The 15,908-nt window shown below is 42.3% G+C and carries 23 protein-coding genes; 8 read left to right on the top strand and 15 right to left on the bottom strand.

Translation table 11 applies throughout. The features are described 5' to 3' along the window. Nucleotides 1–10 precede the first annotated feature (10 nt). The 3 genes from KAU88_09505 to cobO are packed head-to-tail and all read left to right on the top strand — an operon-like array spanning nucleotide 11 to nucleotide 1,928. The gene (locus KAU88_09505) at nucleotides 11–415 is read left to right on the top strand and encodes a cobalamin B12-binding domain-containing protein (GenBank protein ID MCK4478742.1); all 405 of its coding nucleotides are present in this window, start codon (nucleotides 11–13) and stop codon (nucleotides 413–415) included. Between the two features lie 6 nt (nucleotides 416–421). After that, nucleotides 422–1,387 (top strand): methylmalonyl Co-A mutase-associated GTPase MeaB, encoded by a 966-nt coding sequence (meaB, locus tag KAU88_09500; GenBank protein MCK4478741.1) that lies wholly within the window; start codon nucleotides 422–424, stop codon nucleotides 1,385–1,387. A 4-nt stretch (nucleotides 1,388–1,391) separates the two neighbouring features. Further along, nucleotides 1,392–1,928: a cob(I)yrinic acid a,c-diamide adenosyltransferase gene (gene cobO, locus KAU88_09495; protein ID MCK4478740.1), complete on the top strand. Its 537-nt coding sequence runs from the start codon at nucleotides 1,392–1,394 to the stop codon at nucleotides 1,926–1,928. Between the two features lie 6 nt (nucleotides 1,929–1,934). Here the strand turns inward: cobO and KAU88_09490 are convergent, their stop codons facing one another. Both KAU88_09490 and KAU88_09485 read right to left on the bottom strand, forming a co-directional pair. After that, entirely contained in the window at nucleotides 1,935–3,161 is a 1,227-nt protein-coding gene (locus KAU88_09490) for a HesA/MoeB/ThiF family protein (GenBank protein ID MCK4478739.1), read from the bottom strand. Nucleotides 3,162–3,269: 108 nt separating this feature from the next. Then, nucleotides 3,270–4,193, bottom strand: a complete 924-nt coding sequence (locus tag KAU88_09485; protein MCK4478738.1) for a serine/threonine protein phosphatase — start codon at nucleotides 4,191–4,193, stop codon at nucleotides 3,270–3,272. A gap of 131 nt (nucleotides 4,194–4,324) precedes the next feature. On the opposite strand from KAU88_09485, the gene KAU88_09480 reads away from it, so the two are divergent. Further along, the gene (locus KAU88_09480) at nucleotides 4,325–4,951 is read left to right on the top strand and encodes an ECF transporter S component (GenBank protein ID MCK4478737.1); all 627 of its coding nucleotides are present in this window, start codon (nucleotides 4,325–4,327) and stop codon (nucleotides 4,949–4,951) included. A 31-nt stretch (nucleotides 4,952–4,982) separates the two neighbouring features. On the opposite strand, the gene KAU88_09475 is transcribed toward KAU88_09480, so the two are convergent. Continuing rightward, entirely contained in the window at nucleotides 4,983–5,273 is a 291-nt protein-coding gene (locus KAU88_09475) for a hypothetical protein (protein ID MCK4478736.1), read from the bottom strand. Between the two features lie 404 nt (nucleotides 5,274–5,677). On the opposite strand from KAU88_09475, the gene KAU88_09470 reads away from it, so the two are divergent. The 3 genes from KAU88_09470 to KAU88_09460 all read left to right on the top strand — a co-directional run bounded on the left by KAU88_09470 (nucleotide 5,678) and on the right by KAU88_09460 (nucleotide 8,004). Beyond that, nucleotides 5,678–6,682: a hypothetical protein gene (locus tag KAU88_09470; GenBank protein MCK4478735.1), complete on the top strand. Its 1,005-nt coding sequence runs from the start codon at nucleotides 5,678–5,680 to the stop codon at nucleotides 6,680–6,682. Nucleotides 6,683–6,807: 125 nt separating this feature from the next. Next, a complete protein-coding gene (locus KAU88_09465) occupies nucleotides 6,808–7,542 on the top strand; it encodes a 50S ribosomal protein L2 (GenBank protein ID MCK4478734.1) in 735 nt (244 codons plus the stop codon). 57 nt (nucleotides 7,543–7,599) lie between these two features. Further along, complete coding sequence (locus tag KAU88_09460) at nucleotides 7,600–8,004, top strand: 30S ribosomal protein S19 (protein ID MCK4478733.1); 405 nt, start codon at nucleotides 7,600–7,602, stop codon at nucleotides 8,002–8,004. A gap of 17 nt (nucleotides 8,005–8,021) precedes the next feature. On the opposite strand, the gene KAU88_09455 is transcribed toward KAU88_09460, so the two are convergent. The 3 genes from KAU88_09455 to KAU88_09445 are packed head-to-tail and all read right to left on the bottom strand — an operon-like array spanning nucleotide 8,022 to nucleotide 9,223. After that, entirely contained in the window at nucleotides 8,022–8,447 is a 426-nt protein-coding gene (locus tag KAU88_09455; protein ID MCK4478732.1) for a hypothetical protein, read from the bottom strand. Nucleotides 8,448–8,476: 29 nt separating this feature from the next. Then, a complete protein-coding gene (locus KAU88_09450; GenBank protein MCK4478731.1) occupies nucleotides 8,477–8,764 on the bottom strand; it encodes a 30S ribosomal protein S27ae in 288 nt (95 codons plus the stop codon). A gap of 3 nt (nucleotides 8,765–8,767) precedes the next feature. Further along, the gene (locus KAU88_09445) at nucleotides 8,768–9,223 is read right to left on the bottom strand and encodes a hypothetical protein (GenBank protein MCK4478730.1); all 456 of its coding nucleotides are present in this window, start codon (nucleotides 9,221–9,223) and stop codon (nucleotides 8,768–8,770) included. Nucleotides 9,224–9,627: 404 nt separating this feature from the next. Between KAU88_09445 and KAU88_09440 the strand changes: the two genes are divergently transcribed. After that, nucleotides 9,628–9,837, top strand: a complete 210-nt coding sequence (locus KAU88_09440; GenBank protein MCK4478729.1) for a hypothetical protein — start codon at nucleotides 9,628–9,630, stop codon at nucleotides 9,835–9,837. A 9-nt stretch (nucleotides 9,838–9,846) separates the two neighbouring features. On the opposite strand, the gene KAU88_09435 is transcribed toward KAU88_09440, so the two are convergent. The 9 genes from KAU88_09435 to KAU88_09395 form a co-directional block, all read right to left on the bottom strand. Then, nucleotides 9,847–10,278: a GTP-dependent dephospho-CoA kinase family protein gene (locus tag KAU88_09435; GenBank protein ID MCK4478728.1), complete on the bottom strand. Its 432-nt coding sequence runs from the start codon at nucleotides 10,276–10,278 to the stop codon at nucleotides 9,847–9,849. Nucleotides 10,279–10,633: 355 nt separating this feature from the next. Then, nucleotides 10,634–10,819 (bottom strand): DNA-directed RNA polymerase subunit E'', encoded by a 186-nt coding sequence (locus tag KAU88_09430; protein MCK4478727.1) that lies wholly within the window; start codon nucleotides 10,817–10,819, stop codon nucleotides 10,634–10,636. Next, a complete protein-coding gene (locus KAU88_09425) occupies nucleotides 10,816–11,427 on the bottom strand; it encodes a DNA-directed RNA polymerase (protein MCK4478726.1) in 612 nt (203 codons plus the stop codon). Before KAU88_09425 ends, KAU88_09430 begins: the two co-directional genes overlap by 4 nt. 128 nt (nucleotides 11,428–11,555) lie before the next feature. After that, nucleotides 11,556–11,975, bottom strand: a complete 420-nt coding sequence (locus KAU88_09420) for a DNA-binding protein (GenBank protein ID MCK4478725.1) — start codon at nucleotides 11,973–11,975, stop codon at nucleotides 11,556–11,558. Between the two features lie 13 nt (nucleotides 11,976–11,988). Further along, entirely contained in the window at nucleotides 11,989–13,263 is a 1,275-nt protein-coding gene (locus KAU88_09415) for a translation initiation factor IF-2 subunit gamma (protein MCK4478724.1), read from the bottom strand. A 450-nt stretch (nucleotides 13,264–13,713) separates the two neighbouring features. After that, on the bottom strand, nucleotides 13,714–14,190 hold the full coding sequence (locus tag KAU88_09410) for a hypothetical protein (protein ID MCK4478723.1): 477 nt from the start codon (nucleotides 14,188–14,190) through the stop codon (nucleotides 13,714–13,716). A 175-nt stretch (nucleotides 14,191–14,365) separates the two neighbouring features. Beyond that, nucleotides 14,366–14,833 carry a hypothetical protein gene (locus tag KAU88_09405; GenBank protein MCK4478722.1) on the bottom strand — a complete coding sequence of 156 codons (468 nt, stop codon included), beginning with the start codon at nucleotides 14,831–14,833 and terminating at the stop codon, nucleotides 14,366–14,368. A 128-nt stretch (nucleotides 14,834–14,961) separates the two neighbouring features. Then, on the bottom strand, nucleotides 14,962–15,192 hold the full coding sequence (locus tag KAU88_09400) for a DUF91 domain-containing protein (GenBank protein ID MCK4478721.1): 231 nt from the start codon (nucleotides 15,190–15,192) through the stop codon (nucleotides 14,962–14,964). 7 nt (nucleotides 15,193–15,199) lie between these two features. Further along, a partial coding sequence (locus KAU88_09395; GenBank protein MCK4478720.1) for an ATP-binding cassette domain-containing protein occupies nucleotides 15,200–15,908 on the bottom strand: 709 nt, incomplete at its 5' end.

Raw genomic sequence — 15,908 nt, 5'->3', positions numbered from 1 at the left:
CATTTAGACATTGCAAGATAGAAAAATCCGAGTTCTTGTAGCAAAGCCAGGGTTGGATAGCCACGATAGAGGCGCAAAAATTGTGGCGAGGGCTTTAAGAGACGCTGGAATGGAAGTCATCTACACAGGGCTGAGACAAACACCCGAACAAATAGTGGAGACAGTTTTACAAGAAGATGTTGACATTCTAGGACTTAGCATACTGTCAGGCGCTCACATGACACTTTTCCCTAGAATAATGGAACTCATCAAGCAAAAGGGACTACATGATGTCATTGTATTTGCTGGTGGTATAATCCCAGAAGAAGATGTTTCGTCTCTTAAGCAGCTAGGAATAAAAGAAACCTTTGGACCTGGCACACCAACAGAAACCATAGTAAATTTTGTCAAAAAAAGTGTAGAGAAAAGCCGTTGATAAGAATTGATCGACGCTCAACAGCTTGTCGACGCAGTACTGAAAGGAGACCGCAGAACTGTAGCCCGAGTAATAACACTCATAGAAAATAACACCCTGGAAGCCAAAAAAATCATATCACTGCTTTATCCCCACACTGGGAAAGCACGAATAATCGGGATAACAGGACCAGGCGGAGCGGGAAAAAGCACTTTAATTGAGAAACTAGTCAGGGAACTGAGGCAGCGAGGTAAAACTGTAGGAGTAGTGGCTGTTGACCCCACCAGCCCATTTTCTGGCGGAGCGTTCTTAGGCGACCGCATACGCATGCAAGATCTTAGCACTGACAAAGGAGTTTTCATCCGAAGCATGGCAACACGAAATAACCCTGGAGCCTTGTCTAAAGCCACAAAAGATGCTGTTCGCGTCCTGGACGCAGCTGGCAAAAATGTAATTATCGTGGAAACTGCCGGAGCCGGACAGTCAGAAGTAGACATCATTAAAGTAGCCCAGACGGTTGTTGTGGTTCTAACTCCAGGCTTTGGTGACGAAATTCAAGCAATAAAAGCTGGCATCATGGAAATAGGTGACATTTTCGTCATCAACAAGGCTGACCGCGAAAACGCAAACAAAGCAGTTACCGTCATCCAAGCCATGTTAGAACTTGGTAATAAAAAAGGTAAATGGACCCCAGCAATAATCAAAACCATAGCCATTACCGGCGAGGGGACCGTCCAACTCTTAGACAAGATGGATGAACACAGAGAATACCTCGAGAAAGGCGAAGCCGACCTGAGACAGAAAAGAATAGTGGAAACAGAACTTGTAGACGCGATAAGGCAGAAAACCACTGAATACATTATAGAGACACTGAGAAGGAGCGGCGAACTAGACGTGTTAATCTCAAAAATCCTAGCAAAGAAAATCGACCCGCTCACCGCAGCAGAAAAAGCGCTAGTTGAACAGCTTAAAAACCCCAATAAGGACAAATAACCAGATGAAAAAACAACAGTTAGAACTCGGTTTAGTGCAAGTTTACACAGGCAACGGAAAAGGAAAAACTTCCGCCGCGTTCGGCCTAGCCCTCAGAGCCATCGGTCGAGGGTTAAAAGTCTATGTAATACAATTCATTAAAGGCGGCTTCGACTACGGCGAACTTTACGCCGTCAAGCAACTTGCAAACTTGAAGTTAAAAGCCTTTGGCCGCGGAAAATTCATAACAAAAAAACCCCCAGAAAAGGTTGACGTAGGGTGTGCAAGAGAAGCTTTTGAATTAGCCAAAAAAGTTGTTGTCAGCGGCGAGTACGACATCGTAATACTAGACGAAATCAATGTGGCACTTAACTTGAAACTGATAAAAATAGGCGATGTTATCGAGCTGGTTAAGAATAAACCTAAGCATGTAGAGCTGGTTTTAACGGGACGACATGCCCATCCAGAAATTATTGAGATGGCTGATCTGGTTACAGAAATGAAGGAGATTAAACATCCTTTCAGAAAGGGAGTGCCACCTAGGAAAGGCATCGAATACTAAAGATCACTATCTTATGCAAGCCCAAGGGGTTTCCATTCCATCAACCACGATTTCTTTGTAAAAGTCTAATGTCTCTTCTTTGCTGTTCGTTCCCGTAGTTATCATGATTCCACTCTTGAGGATGCTTGCCAGAACTCCGCTTTTTGCCGTGAAGGTTACACCCAATTTGGCTTCTACATTTAGCTGTGCCCCTTCTCGCTTCAAAAGACCAACTAATTTCTCCATTTTCAAGTTTAAATTTTCTTTTGGGACTACAACGAAAACTCTCTTGTTGTTTCTTCCACAGCTCTCTTCAACCAGAACATGCTTCAAGGGTAAGGGGCTAGCTTTAGGTTGACACCCGCAAACTGGGCAGCTCTCAGCTCGTGCAATCTCAATTTCCTCAAAGCACATAAAGCCAATATCACAGTATAAAAGCTTATTTTTGAGACTTGGCGACCTTCCCAAGAGGATTTTAACAGTTTCAGCGACTTCTACGCTTGCTACGACGCCTATGACTGACGGATGCACTCCGACTGTAGCGCATGATGGCAAGCTGTTGTCATCAAGGTTTCCATAGAAACATTCTAGGCATGCAGTCTCTTGTGGGATGATTGTGGACGCGTTTCCAAAGGTTGATATGGCAGAGCCAAACACGTAGGGAATTTCGAGTCTCACGCAAGCTCTGTTTAAAGCATATCGGCTGGTCATATTATCTAGACCGTCAACAACTACGTCCACCTCACCTAATACTTCATCCGCGTTGTGTTCATTAAGGGAAAGAGGAAGCGGTTCAAATCTCACGTAGGGATTCGACCTCTCCAGCTTCCTCACAGCCGCTTCTACCTTTGGAAAGCCAATGACATCAAAATCGTAAAGATGCTGCCTTTGCAGATTAGATTCTTCAACAACATCTCGATCAACAAGTCTTAAATGTCCTACACCCATGGCTGCTAACTGGATGGCTATCGTAGAGCCGAGACCCCCTAGTCCTACTACACAGACCTTTGCCCTCTTCAGTTTCAGCTGCCCTTCATATCCTACTTCTTCTAACATTATCTGCCTTGAGTAAAACTGCAACTCTTCATCTGAGAGCTTCTTCTCTTGTTCCTCAAGCAAGCGTTTTAGGCGTTTCTCCATTTTCAACTCGTGAGCATGTTCTTCAGGAGGAGCAGGCAACGGTTTTAAGTATTCTTCTACGTCAGTTGTCTCAGCTTTCTCCGATTTCCTTCGTTTTTTCTTTGTTATAGCCATGCTGAATTCTCTCATTCAACGTTCATTCTTTAGGGCTCTTCCTAATCCTTAGCTTGCTAAACATTATGCATATTTTTGCTAAAAAGATAGTTGGTCGAAATTAGAGAGTTAGAACTTGTGAATATATGGCATGAGTTCATATGCGTTTTGCGGTTTGATGGATAAGTCAAGTTGCAAGTATGCTGCTGAAGAGTTGAAGTAAGGTGGTCCTTTTCTTGAGAACAATGTTAGTATTTTGCCTTCATGGTTGATTTTGAAACCGCTTTGAGAGGGCTCATGCCCGCGAATCAGAAATTTGACATTTAACATGTCAAGAAATTTTTTGGTGACATCTTCACCAAAGAGTTTTCCAGCTCCCCTGGGCGATGAATGGGTTCCTATGATAGTTTCATCTGGGTCGCTCCAGAGAATTTCTTCAAGATGTCTTTCCTTTGGGTGCATCAAATGAGCAAAAATTAAATCTTTTAATGAGGAAGCACAACTTGGCACTCCACCATGAATCATCACACAAAGCCCATCTACAACAACTGCAGTGAACAAATACTGGAACAGTTCACGAATTTTTGAATAGACAACTGAGCCTTCTTTACCAAACCTTGCCTGCAGGTTTTCTGGCAAGTCATGGGGATAAGCCAACAAGTCGTCTGGACCTTCATGGTTCCCTCGCATCAACACCACTTTCTGCGGAAAAAGCTGCTTCAATTTCAGGATTAAATAGTAAACTTCCGGAGAATTGGAACCTCTGTCTCCGTAGTCGCCGAGAAAAACCAAGAGAACACTATTTTGTGTTACCTTTTCCATGAATTTTGAAGCTTTCAGCACATACACAAGACTCTCCAGGTCACCATGCAGATCACCTATAACAATTACCTCCCCAGAAGGCTTCGCTTTAATGACCCGCCCCTCAATGCTCAATCTTCCCATTTGCCCTTCTTCTGAAGCCAAGAGTTCAACGGATTCATCGATCAAGCTAATGTATTCTTTGCTGTTGGCTTTCAGTGCTTTGCGAGATATTTCGACAAGATCTGTCATTTGTTCGACTAGCCCTGACATAGTATGCAAAGTATAACATTTATGTAATACCTACACGATTTCCACTCTTTTTTGAGTAGTTACTCTTAAATAGCTAGTGGTTTACCTTGTAAAATCGCGTGGTTAACACTATGGTCTTCTTAAACTCGAAACAAATAGCTTTCATTGCTGTAATGAGCGCCTTAGGAAACGTCCTCGCTGGAATTTCAATTAACGTTGCCCCAATATTAGCAGCCACCTCCCCAGGTGGGGGTGGAGCAGCATTAGATTTCTCACACATTGCAACGTTTATCGCCGCAATCTTCGGAGGTCCTAGTATAGGAGCAATTGTAGGGCTCCTTGGTGGAATATATTCAGGATACTCGTTTGGCTTCACAGTAGGTAGCCTTGGATTCCTTTCCCTTATTGGGATACCAGTCGGAAAGGCTCTAACAGGCCTAACAACTGGTTTACTCTTCAAAGGATTAAAAATAAACAAAAGCTCACGCCCTTCTACTCACACTGTTCCCATTGTACTTCTATCATTCATTCCTGAATGCTTGTTTACAGTTTTCTATTTCCTTTACCTAGTCTTGTACGTTTATGGCTCTGCCATGATGTTTATGCTACCGATAATTATCCCTAAAGCCTGGATTGAAATTATAATAATGAGCTTTCTTATGGGGGCGTTGGTAGGGAATGTTGGCTTCAGAGATTTTATTTCAAGATTCCTTTCTTACCCGATACGTTCAATGAAAAAGCAGCTAGAGAAAAAATAATCTTAGTCAATAGTGTTCTATTGTGATGGATTTATTTTGAAAGTATTGACTTGATATTTTCTCGTATTTCTTCTGATTTTTCTTGGATCATCTTGAGTAAATCTTTGAATTCTTCATCGTTAGGGTATCTCTTATATGCTCCATATGTGCAGAAGCCTAAGCCCTCAAGTAAGTCTCCTACTATGATACCAAAGAGAAAGTCTCTCTTTGATTTTACAAGACTGAGAAATTTTTTGTTCACCAGTTGGTAGTAGGTTTCAAGAGTCCCTTGAAGCAGTTTGTCAAGAGCTTTTCCCAAGGTCTCTTCTAGTTTCTTTTCCATTAAATCATCGCACTGCTAGTCGAATTTTTCTCTGACAATCATTTTGCGGAACTTTTTCATGTGGTCACAGTCTGATTTTAAGCGTTTGAGTTCCTTAGTCTCCATCTGAAGCTTAGCAACTCTTAAACGAATTTCTTTAAGGTTACCCATTTCAGTTCGGAATGCAATTTCTTTTTGTCTTAAAATCCATTATGAAGAGGGAATCAATATTTGAACTAAGGAAATTTTTCAGATGTTAAGATGATTAATGAAAAACCAGTTTCCTCAAAAAAAAACTATACTCCGGGTCTATTAAGAACCTATCGGGAGCACATAGAGGGAGGGCAACACCTCAGCGATGCGTAAAGTCGGGTGATAAATGATTTTAGTGCCTTTAAACAAATAGTGCAGTTTGGTTGCTTTACATGGACTTGCTATTGAAGGCGAATGTGACAAGTAAAGGCGCAATCCTTTTGGGAAAACATGTAACCTGTGACGCTCATGAAGAAAACAGGCCTCTGAGAGTTGTGACCCACGCGCACGCTGACCACATGAACGGGTTACATCGAAGTTTGAAAAACTGTGACACAGTGGTGATGACGCCCGCAACTAAAGATTTGATTGATGTCATGAGAGGACAGAGTTTTCTCTTGAGGGGCAATGTAAAAGCAATCGAGTTCGATAAGCCTTTGATTTTTGACGATGAGCAGTTAACTCTTCACAAAGTTGACCACATTCTTGGCACGGCTCAAGTGCTCGTGGAGGACGCTGATGGTATACGTATCCTTTACACAAGTGACTTTCGAATCCAAAACACTCCTGTCATTCAGTCAGACGTTCTAATCATCGAGGCTACTTATGGTAGTCCATGGCGCACAAGGAACTTCGGAGACGAGGTAGAACATATGCTGGTTTCTATCGTTGAGAAAGGATTGAAACAAGGCCCTGTTTATGTTTTCGGATATCACGGAAAACTTCAAGAGGTAATGCAGATATTACACGAAGCAAAGATTAATGCACCATTTATAATGCCTGAAAGAATCCTTCAAATTTCGAAAATCCATCAGAAACACGGAGTAAGAATTTGTAGACCTCTATTCGTAACCAAGCATGAACTACAGCTCACCTTACAAGAAGAAACGCAGTATGTTGCCTTTTATCACATGAATTGGCGCAAAAAAATAGGTTTGAACAGGTTTAGAGTTTGTGTGAGTGGTTGGGAGTTTAACTCGCCTTGCAGGCAAACAGGTGAAAAAGAATACGTTGTAGCCTTGAGCGACCACTCCGACTTCAAAGGTTTGCTGGAATACGTCAGGCAGAGCAACCCACAACTAGCCATAACCGATAACTACCGAGCTGGTGATGCATATGCGCTTGCAAAACAGATAAAGAAGCAACTCGGAATCGAAGCAAAACCCCTCCCAGCATAACAACCTTTTCCATCAATCTCGTGCACGCGCAATTCTCGCCAAAACATACATGTACAATAGCAAGATTTGCTAGAGTAAAGAATTTAAACAGCCATCTTCTTTCACATAGGAGGCAGGTCAGAATCATGGGTGTACGAATTCGAGTGCAAAGACGAGGACGAGGAGGACCAACCTTCCAAGCATCCACCCAAAAGAGAATAGCTCCAGCCAAATACCCTCCAATCAGCAACGAACAACTAGAAGGCGTCGTCGAGGGCAGAATAGAAGGAATTTTCCACGAACCCGGACGAGGCTCACCCCTCGCAAGAATAAAACTCCAAGACAACCAAGCCTATCACTTCATAGTTCCTGAAGGCGTACACGAAGACCAAAGAATCCAAATTGGCAGCCAAGCACTAATCGAAATAGGTAATGTCCTTCCTCTAAGCAACATACCAGAAGGCACCATGATCTGCGGAATAGAACTCTCACCAGGTGACGGAGGAAAGATAGCACGTTCATCCGGAACATATGCAACCGTTGTCGCCCACACACCACAAGGAACCATGATAAAATTTCCTTCGAGGAAAACGAAATACATCAATGATTTATGCCGCGCTACTATAGGCGTAGTCTCCGGAGCTGGGCGGCTTGAGAAACCATTCCTTAAAGCCGGTAGAAAATACCACAAAAAGAAGGCGAAAGGGCATAAATATCCACGAACACGTGGCAGAGCCATGGTCGCTGCCGCGCATCCTTACGGGAGTAGTAAGAGAGGTGGTCGCAAAGTCACCACAGTCGCACGCGGGGCGCCACCAGGCAAGAAAGTAGGCTTAATTGCGGCTAGAAGTACTGGTAGGAAGAAAAGAAGAAGAAAGTAACTTCGGAAAAGGTTAATAAACAGCCCTAAAGATGCATTGGGTAGGCGAACGTAAAAAATGCCGAAAGTATTCATGTACCGGGGACATACTCTCGAACAATTGCAGAGTCTTTCGATGGACGAGTTTATACTTTTGCTCCCGTCCCGCCATCGCAGAAGCCTACAACGCGGACTCAAAGCTGAGCAACGAATCTTGTTGGAAAACGTAAGAGCTGCAAAAGCGGCGATGGATAAAGGACAAAGTGTCATAGTTAAAACCCACACCCGAGACATGGTCATACTCCCAGAAATGGCCGGTGTGACAATATTACTTCACAATGGGAAAGAATTTCTCCCCATTGAAATCGCTCCTCAAATGATTGGGCATTATCTTGGAGAATACGCAATCACAAATAAGCCTGTAAAACATGGACAACCAGGCATTGGCGCTTCAAGGTCGTCGATGTATGTGCCATTGAAATAAATAGTTGCAATAATTTTCTACGCGCGATAACTTGGTTCAGTTTTCTTCTTTTTTCTGCTTGCTAATGGTACTTTAGGAAGTGGAATAGGTGGGGGAATATTCAGAGTTCTGGAAATAAGCACTGATTCCAAAAACACAACATTAGAAATGGTCTGTACAATCATAGGCGGTGGCGCTTTCTTCTCTCCGTAATCAGCATATATCTTCTCAAGCTCTTCTTTATCTCCCGTGACGTTAGCCTTGCCTTTAACACTGATTTGAGCCACTGCAGGATTGTAGTTTATGGTAAAAACAAAAGGTACTTCCAACAAATCTTCACTTGGTTTGTTTATACTTATGAGGTTGAGGTTTGTAGCGATCTTTACTGGAGGAAGGGGGCGTCTGATTTCCCAGAAGCGTTCAGCGGATATGTTGTTTATGGAAACGTTGACGCGGATTTTCATCTTTGGCTGGTTCAGTCTTCTGCGCCTCGCTATTCTTGGTTTTGTTTATACCGTGTAAAGCCACAGTGTCCACATGTGTATCGGTTGCCATGGTTTGCCATGAAGTAGCCTGGACCGCATCTTTCACAGAACGGTCGTAGCCGTGTCAAGCCTTTTTCCTCAATTTTGTAGTAGCCAAAAACTTTTTTCTCTTTTTTCTTCTTTTTTTCCACCTTTGTCTTCTCAGGTTCTACGGGTTTTTCTTCTACAACTTCCTCTGCAACTTCTTCAGTCCCAGCTTCTTCTTTGACCTCTGATTTTTCAGTTTCTTTAGACATTTACTATTCCTCTCTCTTTCCTTCTTCTTTTTGGTTTTCGGGTTTAGGAGTGGAGGGTACTTCCTTTGCCTCTTCTCCTTTCTCGGGTTCTCCTTCTTCAAGTTTTTTTTCTTTTGTCGCCTTTTTTTCTTCTAGTTTCGGTGTTTTTGGTTTTTCCGTTTCCTCTGCGGGTTTTTCAGAGGAAACATTACGGGCTATGATGTGTTCGGGTTCGATTAGTTTTGCTTGCTCGGGGGATTCGTAAGCGTTTGCCTCTCCTATGGCGGTCATGGTGCCGGTTTTCGTTTCTACTTTCTCCACGAACACCAAGTCGATTTCTATCTTTAGCATGTTCGCCAGATTTTTTCTTAGTTCTAAACGTGAAGTGGTTTGTCCTTCTTGACTGTGGTCAACTTCAAAGACAACTTCTTTTCTTTTTAGTAAAGGGTTGTATTTTTGGGAGAGGATTTTCAACTTCAAATCTATTCTTCCGTTAACGAGTAGTTATGGCACAGAAAAAAGTGTTTTTGTCCTTATAAAGTTTCATTCCTTTTGATAAGTACTAGGGTTTGTATTCTTCTCCCTAGCTTCCAGCGATTATGACTATGTCGAATATGTCTATGATTCCATAAGGCTCTACTATGTCACAGTGGAGGTTCCACTTAGGGTCTAAAGGTGTAGAACTATAGGCACTGGCAGCTAAGACAACATTAGCGCTAGAGACGCTTTCTTCACATTTTCCCCCATATACAACATGTTTTTGAATGTATTATCCTTTTTGAAAGGGCCCACTCTGCTTGTTATTAAATATTTTCATAGAAACTCATATTACAAATATTGATTTTGCATGCTTAACACTTTTCGTCTGGTAAGTGAATAATTAGTTGGCGATCACGTTGGAAACCAGAGGTGTTTTTGTGGGAGTAGTCTTATGCCTTTTAGGTCTTATTGTTTTTATGTATGGGACAAACAACATGACCCCTGCAAATGCAGTCTCCAACTCGTTTCTTGTGGTAATAGGTATGTTCTTAGGAATGGCGGGGCTCATCGTGTTGATTACTAATGTTTTTTCAGGCGGCTCGATTTTCACCTAGATGTTTTCTTCAATTGCTTTTCATTGCTTCAACAATTTCTTGCACTCTGTGCTTCGTTTCTGCTGTTGCTTTGATCGCCACGACTCCTTTGTGGGGTTGCCCATAGAGTACTAGCGAGTTTTCAGGTGCTGTTAGGATGGCAACTAATGTTAGCAAGTCTTCTTCCCCGTCAACGATAATTTTTGTCCGCTGAGAATCGCGCATCGCCCTTTCTATTGCCAACCAAGCTTCGTCAGTTATGGTTCCAGGCGGATTCTTTACTTTTATGACTTTGTCAGCCGTTGCAGAGATGGGAGGTATTTCTTTTCTCATGATCTTGTTATCAATTATTAAGACATCGGGCAAAAGAGAATAGGTGGTTAAGTCTTGTGAAACTCGGTCGCCTACTGTTACTATTTTTGCTGGTTTTTCTTTTTCAATTAATGTTTCTAGTATTTTCATTGTTTCTTCCAAAGAGCCTTGAAACAATGTTCCTAAGGGCTTTTTTAGCTTTTTTCGAAGCTGCGGTGTGAGATAGCGGATGTCAATCACCCATGGCTTGCAATGAATCTCTCTATTGACCTATCATATGTTCTTTCAACTTCGGGCGGAAACAAGCATCCTGGCAGTTCATCTCGCTCTCTATGAAAACGAATACATTCACAACATTTCCCTTTCTTGTCACACGATGGATAGGTGCAGCTACAGTTTTTTAAATTCGCTTCAAGATTTGGACATGACTTTTTTTGTTGCGTTTTAGTTATCCCCTATTTTCTGTGGAAAATTCATGCAAATTAATAACTTGCGAAATGCTGTGTTATCGGACGCGTAGCGCGTAACGTCCTTTTTCCTTGATTTCCATCACTTTCGCTATTTCTGACTCTTCTGGGTCGATGATAATTACAAGACCGCTGAAATCGTCACTTAGAGTTGCGGTTTTGCATTTTTGGCACAGCGCGCCTGTGGTGAGTGTGTGACATTCTCGACAGGCTTTCTCATTCATTGCTGTTTTTTCTCCTGCTCCTTAGCTTTTTCAATAGCCTTTCCTTTTTCAGCTTCGGTCTTTATTTTTTTTACTTCTTCCTTTATCCATTCAAGCTTTCCAAGAAATGGCTGCCTGGCAGTTACCCCAATTTTGCCAGAGCTCCCGCCCCGAGCCAGTGAAACCGCTGTTATACGAGTTCTAACATGATCTCCAGACGATAGTTTCCTTCTAGTTTCTTTGCCCATCAACACACCTTGCCTTTCATCATAAGAAATGAAATCATCCATCAGTTGTGATACATGAAGCAACGCGTCAATTGGGCCAACACGAATGAACGCCCCAAAATCAGCAATTTCCACGACTTCACCTTCAACGATTTCTTGAATTTTTGGATAAAAGGTAATAAGAGAAAAGGAGACCCTGTGGTATGTGGCGCCATCACCAAGAATTATCTTTCCAGTTGGGTTGACGTTAATATCAGTAACAGCTACTACATAGCCAAGTTCATCATCTACCATGCCCTCGTATTTCACTCTCAGCTGTTCATGACCCGCTTGTGTAAGAGGTTCACCGAATTTTTCTGGGGGTATACGAATTGTGTCTTCCAGAACGAGAATCTTAAACATTATCACTTTCTCCTGACTTGAATAAACTCGCGCCTTACATAAACTTCTAAGGGATTTTAAAAAGCTTTTTGAAGCGTCTTTAGTTATTGACTAAAAGAAGCATTCTAGTTGGCGCTTCAGTAACAAAGTTAGATGGCTCCATCTACTGCTAAATGTGACTTTTGCCTTAGATAAATAACTGGCACGTTTTTACGCCTCAGTCTTTTTCTTAACACTCTATCGTTTGTTGCAACACAGCAATTCAATTCCGTCGACACCCGAACAATTATGTCATCATGCGACTCACCCTCGTCTCTCTCCGCAGCGATTTGACGGCATTTTTGAGTAAACTTCAAAGCAAAAGTTGCTTGTCGACGCAATTTCGTTGATCGGCTTTCAGTTATTCTCTGCAACTCTTTGTAGGTCGGAGAGAGGATTATTGGTTCAAACCGTCGATTTAGAATTTTTGCTAGCTCTTCAAAAATATCTACGTTGAATTGGCAAGGAATAAAGAGAAAACTTGAGTCCAATATGACCCTTAATACCTTTCTTGATTTTTTTAAAGACAAACTTTTTTTCCCTTTATCCTTGAGGTTTCTCTTGTGTTGTAGCTTTGCGCTTGTTTCCAATTTGCTTAACTATACCATAGCCGATTAATCGCCATCTTCCAGCTACTTTCCTGCTTAACGCTGCGCGCGTTCCCTTTTCGACGCACACTGGACGTCCCAGCTTTAATGTCGCCTCATCTCCTTTGACTGAAACGACTTCGCCTACAGTGATTGTTGTTCCTATGTCTAAAAGGAGGCTTTCTTTGAGATGTATTCTGTCTATCACAATCATTTCTTTCGTTCCTATTGCACGTTCAAAAAAATGCGTTTCTACGGTAAGCTCTGATGTTGTTGGAGGAAGCTTCTCAGGCAGCCCAACTAGGTTTCCAGTGAGACTGTCTGCCTTGGTTAAAGATGGGTCGAGCATCGTTCCTATTCCCACTAGGCCTCCGCATTGTGCTTCGTCCATGTCTTTTCCACCCGCTCGAAGGCTAACAATTTCGGTGTGTAAAGGTTCATATACGCTTTGGCCTTGCTTTTCCACTCGTATGCCTGGGCGGATTTCTATTTCGTTGCCCATTTTGAATTGTCCTTGTATAATGCTGCCGCCTATAACGCCGCCTACTAAGTCGTCAATGGAGGTTCCTGGTTTGTTGATATCGAAGGAACGGACGATGTACATTAGAGGAGACTTTGTTATGTCGCGTTTGGGTGTAGGAATGTGTTCTTCGATGGCTTGGACGAGGGCATCGATATTAACAGCATGTTGAGCTGAGATTGGGATGACGGGAGCGTCCTCTGCAATTGTGTCTTTGACGAATTCGGTGATTTCGCGATAGCTTTCCATGACTCTTTTTTCGTCAACTATGTCTATCTTGTTTTGAACGATAATTATTTTATCTATGCCGACAATTTGTATGGCTGCTAAATGTTCGCGTGTTTGGGGTTGTGGACAAGGTTCATCTGCAGCGATGACGAGTATTGCACCGTCCATTATGGCAGCGCCAGAAAGCATTGTTGCCATTAGCGCCTCGTGTCCAGGGGCGTCTACGAAACTGACAGCTCTTTGAAATTCGCATTTTGTGCCGCAAGCTGGACATTTTGGCTCCGTGGAGTAGCATTCTGGGATGTCACATTTTGGGCATTTGTACACGGAGGCGTCAGCATATCCAAGCTTTATTGTGATACCTCGTCTCAATTCTTCGCTGTGTTTGGCAGCCCACACGCCCGATAAGGCTTGTACTAATGTGGTTTTTCCATGATCTACATGACCGATTGTTCCTATGTTTATTTCTGGTTGCTGGGGCATGGTTACTGTTTTTTTATGGGTTTTTTCTGAAATGTTTGGCCTCTCCAATGAATGTGCTTTATTGTGAATTGGTGGTGTGGCTAAAAAACGTTTGCGACGTAAACGCTAATATGTCCAAAAACAGACATATACTGCCATGTCTTCACGCTACAACACTCGTTACTGGTGTGGTGCTTGTTGCAAGTGGATAATGCACGGCAGAGAATGGCGCGATGTCTCAGATAGGCCCAGGTGCCCTAAGTGTAGCCATCAGCTTCGCACTATGAGCCGTCATGTACGTCGCAGTGAAATTGACACGAAAACATGTAAAAACCCTACTCTTCACTTATAAACATGTAATACAAGCATGCTCCTTTTACACCACGCTCATAATGCTATTTTGCATACATGCAATGATGTTGCAACTTTAACGTGGTAATCATCAGTTTCAAAGTTTATGAGTGAAATATCTTAACCTAGTTTTGCCCTACTACCAGTTGTCAGTGATATAAAGTTGATTGTGAATGTTTCAGGTTGATTGGGTGCTCCATTAACTTCTTTCAAGATGATTCTAATATATCGAACCTTTCCTGGCGTAAAAGTTTTAGTTATTCCGTTATACCACTGTCTAGACTTAGCGGTTGAGTAATCCCAGACTTCTACACTCCAACCAGAAGGAACCGTTGAGTTCCATGCAATCTTTGCAGTCGCATTTCCCATATAGGCAAGTTGACAATTGAGCTGTTTAGCTTGTCCTTTTGAAAACTGTCCCCAATCGTAGCTTTCAACTCGTGTGCCATTAAGGTACTGCAATTGCAATTCATAGGACAATACACCTGGTCTTTTTGCCATGGCTATATTAAGGAAAAAACTCGAGACTAACGCTCCCATGATACCTACAACTACTAGCATTGGTATCAGTAGACCAATTAGGTGAAGCTTTTTCATCTGTGTCTATCTTCCCTAGCAACTATTACGACGTTAATTCTCATAAATTTTGAGAAGTAGAACCTCATTTTTCACGGCTGTAAACTGAACTAATAAACACAGCCATAGCTTAGGAATTGCTTATGCTACTTCACAGTAGAAAGGCAACGGATGTAGATACTGGTTTTTTTCCTGTTTAAGGCGTATACTCACTTGCCGTCCAGTTCAGAGTGAAAGTTTCTGATTGATTTGGCACTCCATCAAATTCTTGTAAGGATATGTAAGCACCGGTTACTAGTCCAGGTGTATACACATGGTATTCACCAGCCGGCCACAGCACTAAACCTCCTTCCCCATCCGGTTCCTCGACCGTTAAAATCCATCCTGACGGTAAGTTGACAGTGTTCCATGTAACGTTGGCATTCACATTACCTGTATAATTCAGCCCGCATGAAACCGATTTTTTCTCCGAAGGATTAAACTGTCCCCAGTCGTAACTTGAAAAAGGGGCGTATTGATAAGTCAGTTGCAGTTCGTAGGACACCACTAATTCCATGCTCATGTTAACTTGCCAAACATATCTAACAATGAAAGCACCTGAGACGACACCAATTAGCACAGCTGACGCTAACAGTCCTATTAAATACTTCTTCTTAATTTCCATCTTCTATGCTCCAATTTTTCGTATTATATTGTATACAACCATAATAAAAATACTATTGGAACTAACTACTAGAACAAAAGATGTAAGAAAATGCGCGCGCGTGCGAATGGACATTGCATGCATGTTCATTAGAGAATGATTTCTTTATATTCCATCTGGTTTTGCTCTAGAGAAGTGCTAAGCCTTTCTGGAATCTGTGGAGCCACCAAGACACATCGCACTTGTTCATTCTTACTCTTCTTTTTGTAGTCTTCTCGATATTTGAGCAGTTGCCCTATAGCTGAGCTTGATGCAGAGGGATATTTCAGTTCAATGAGCACATCATTTCCGTTCTTGTCTCTAGCAAAGATGTCATGCACGCATCAGCTATGTGTCTTTGAACTGTTTCTTGTAGAGGTGATAATACATTCCTTTCTCTTTCATAAGTTCTCTATGGTTCCCTTCCTCTATGATTCTTCCCTTGTTAACAACTACAATGTCATCAGCGTTCCTAACTGTGGAAAGTCTGTGGGCAATGACGAGTGATGTTCTGTTTTTCATGAGAACCGCGAGTGCCTTCTTTATTTTCAGTTCGGTGTAAGGATCAACACTTGATGTTGCTTCATCTAGAATTAGAATTGGAGGATTACTTAGAAGGGCTCTTGCAAAAGACACCAGTTGCCTTTGTCCAACAGAGAGTCTTGCTCCTCTTTCACCAACATCAGTCTCGTATCCTTGAGGAAGGCTACTGATGAATTCGTGGATTCTAACAATCTTCGCAACCTGTTTAACCTCGTCGTCAGATGCGTCAAGTTTTCCATATTTTATGTTTTCCATGATCGCTCCAGAAAAAAGGAAAGGCTCCTGCAAAACAATCCCAATCTGTTTATGAAGCGAGTTCAAGGTTACTTTTTGAATGTCGTGGCCATCAACCGTTATATTTCCTTTCTGAGGTTCATAAAATCTGCTGAGAAGCTTCGCAATAGTGCTCTTTCCAGCTCCTGTTGGACCTACGATAGCTAATGTCTTTCTCGGTTCAACGTGGATGTTTACATTTTCTAGTACAGGGTTAGCTGGGTCGTAGCCGAAAGTTACA

The organism is Candidatus Bathyarchaeota archaeon (assembly GCA_023131225.1).
Classification (GTDB): Archaea; Thermoproteota; Bathyarchaeia; order Bathyarchaeales; family SOJC01; genus JAGLZW01.
Note: the sequence above shows the minus strand (reverse complement) of the source record. Positions and strands in the feature narration are given on the sequence as shown.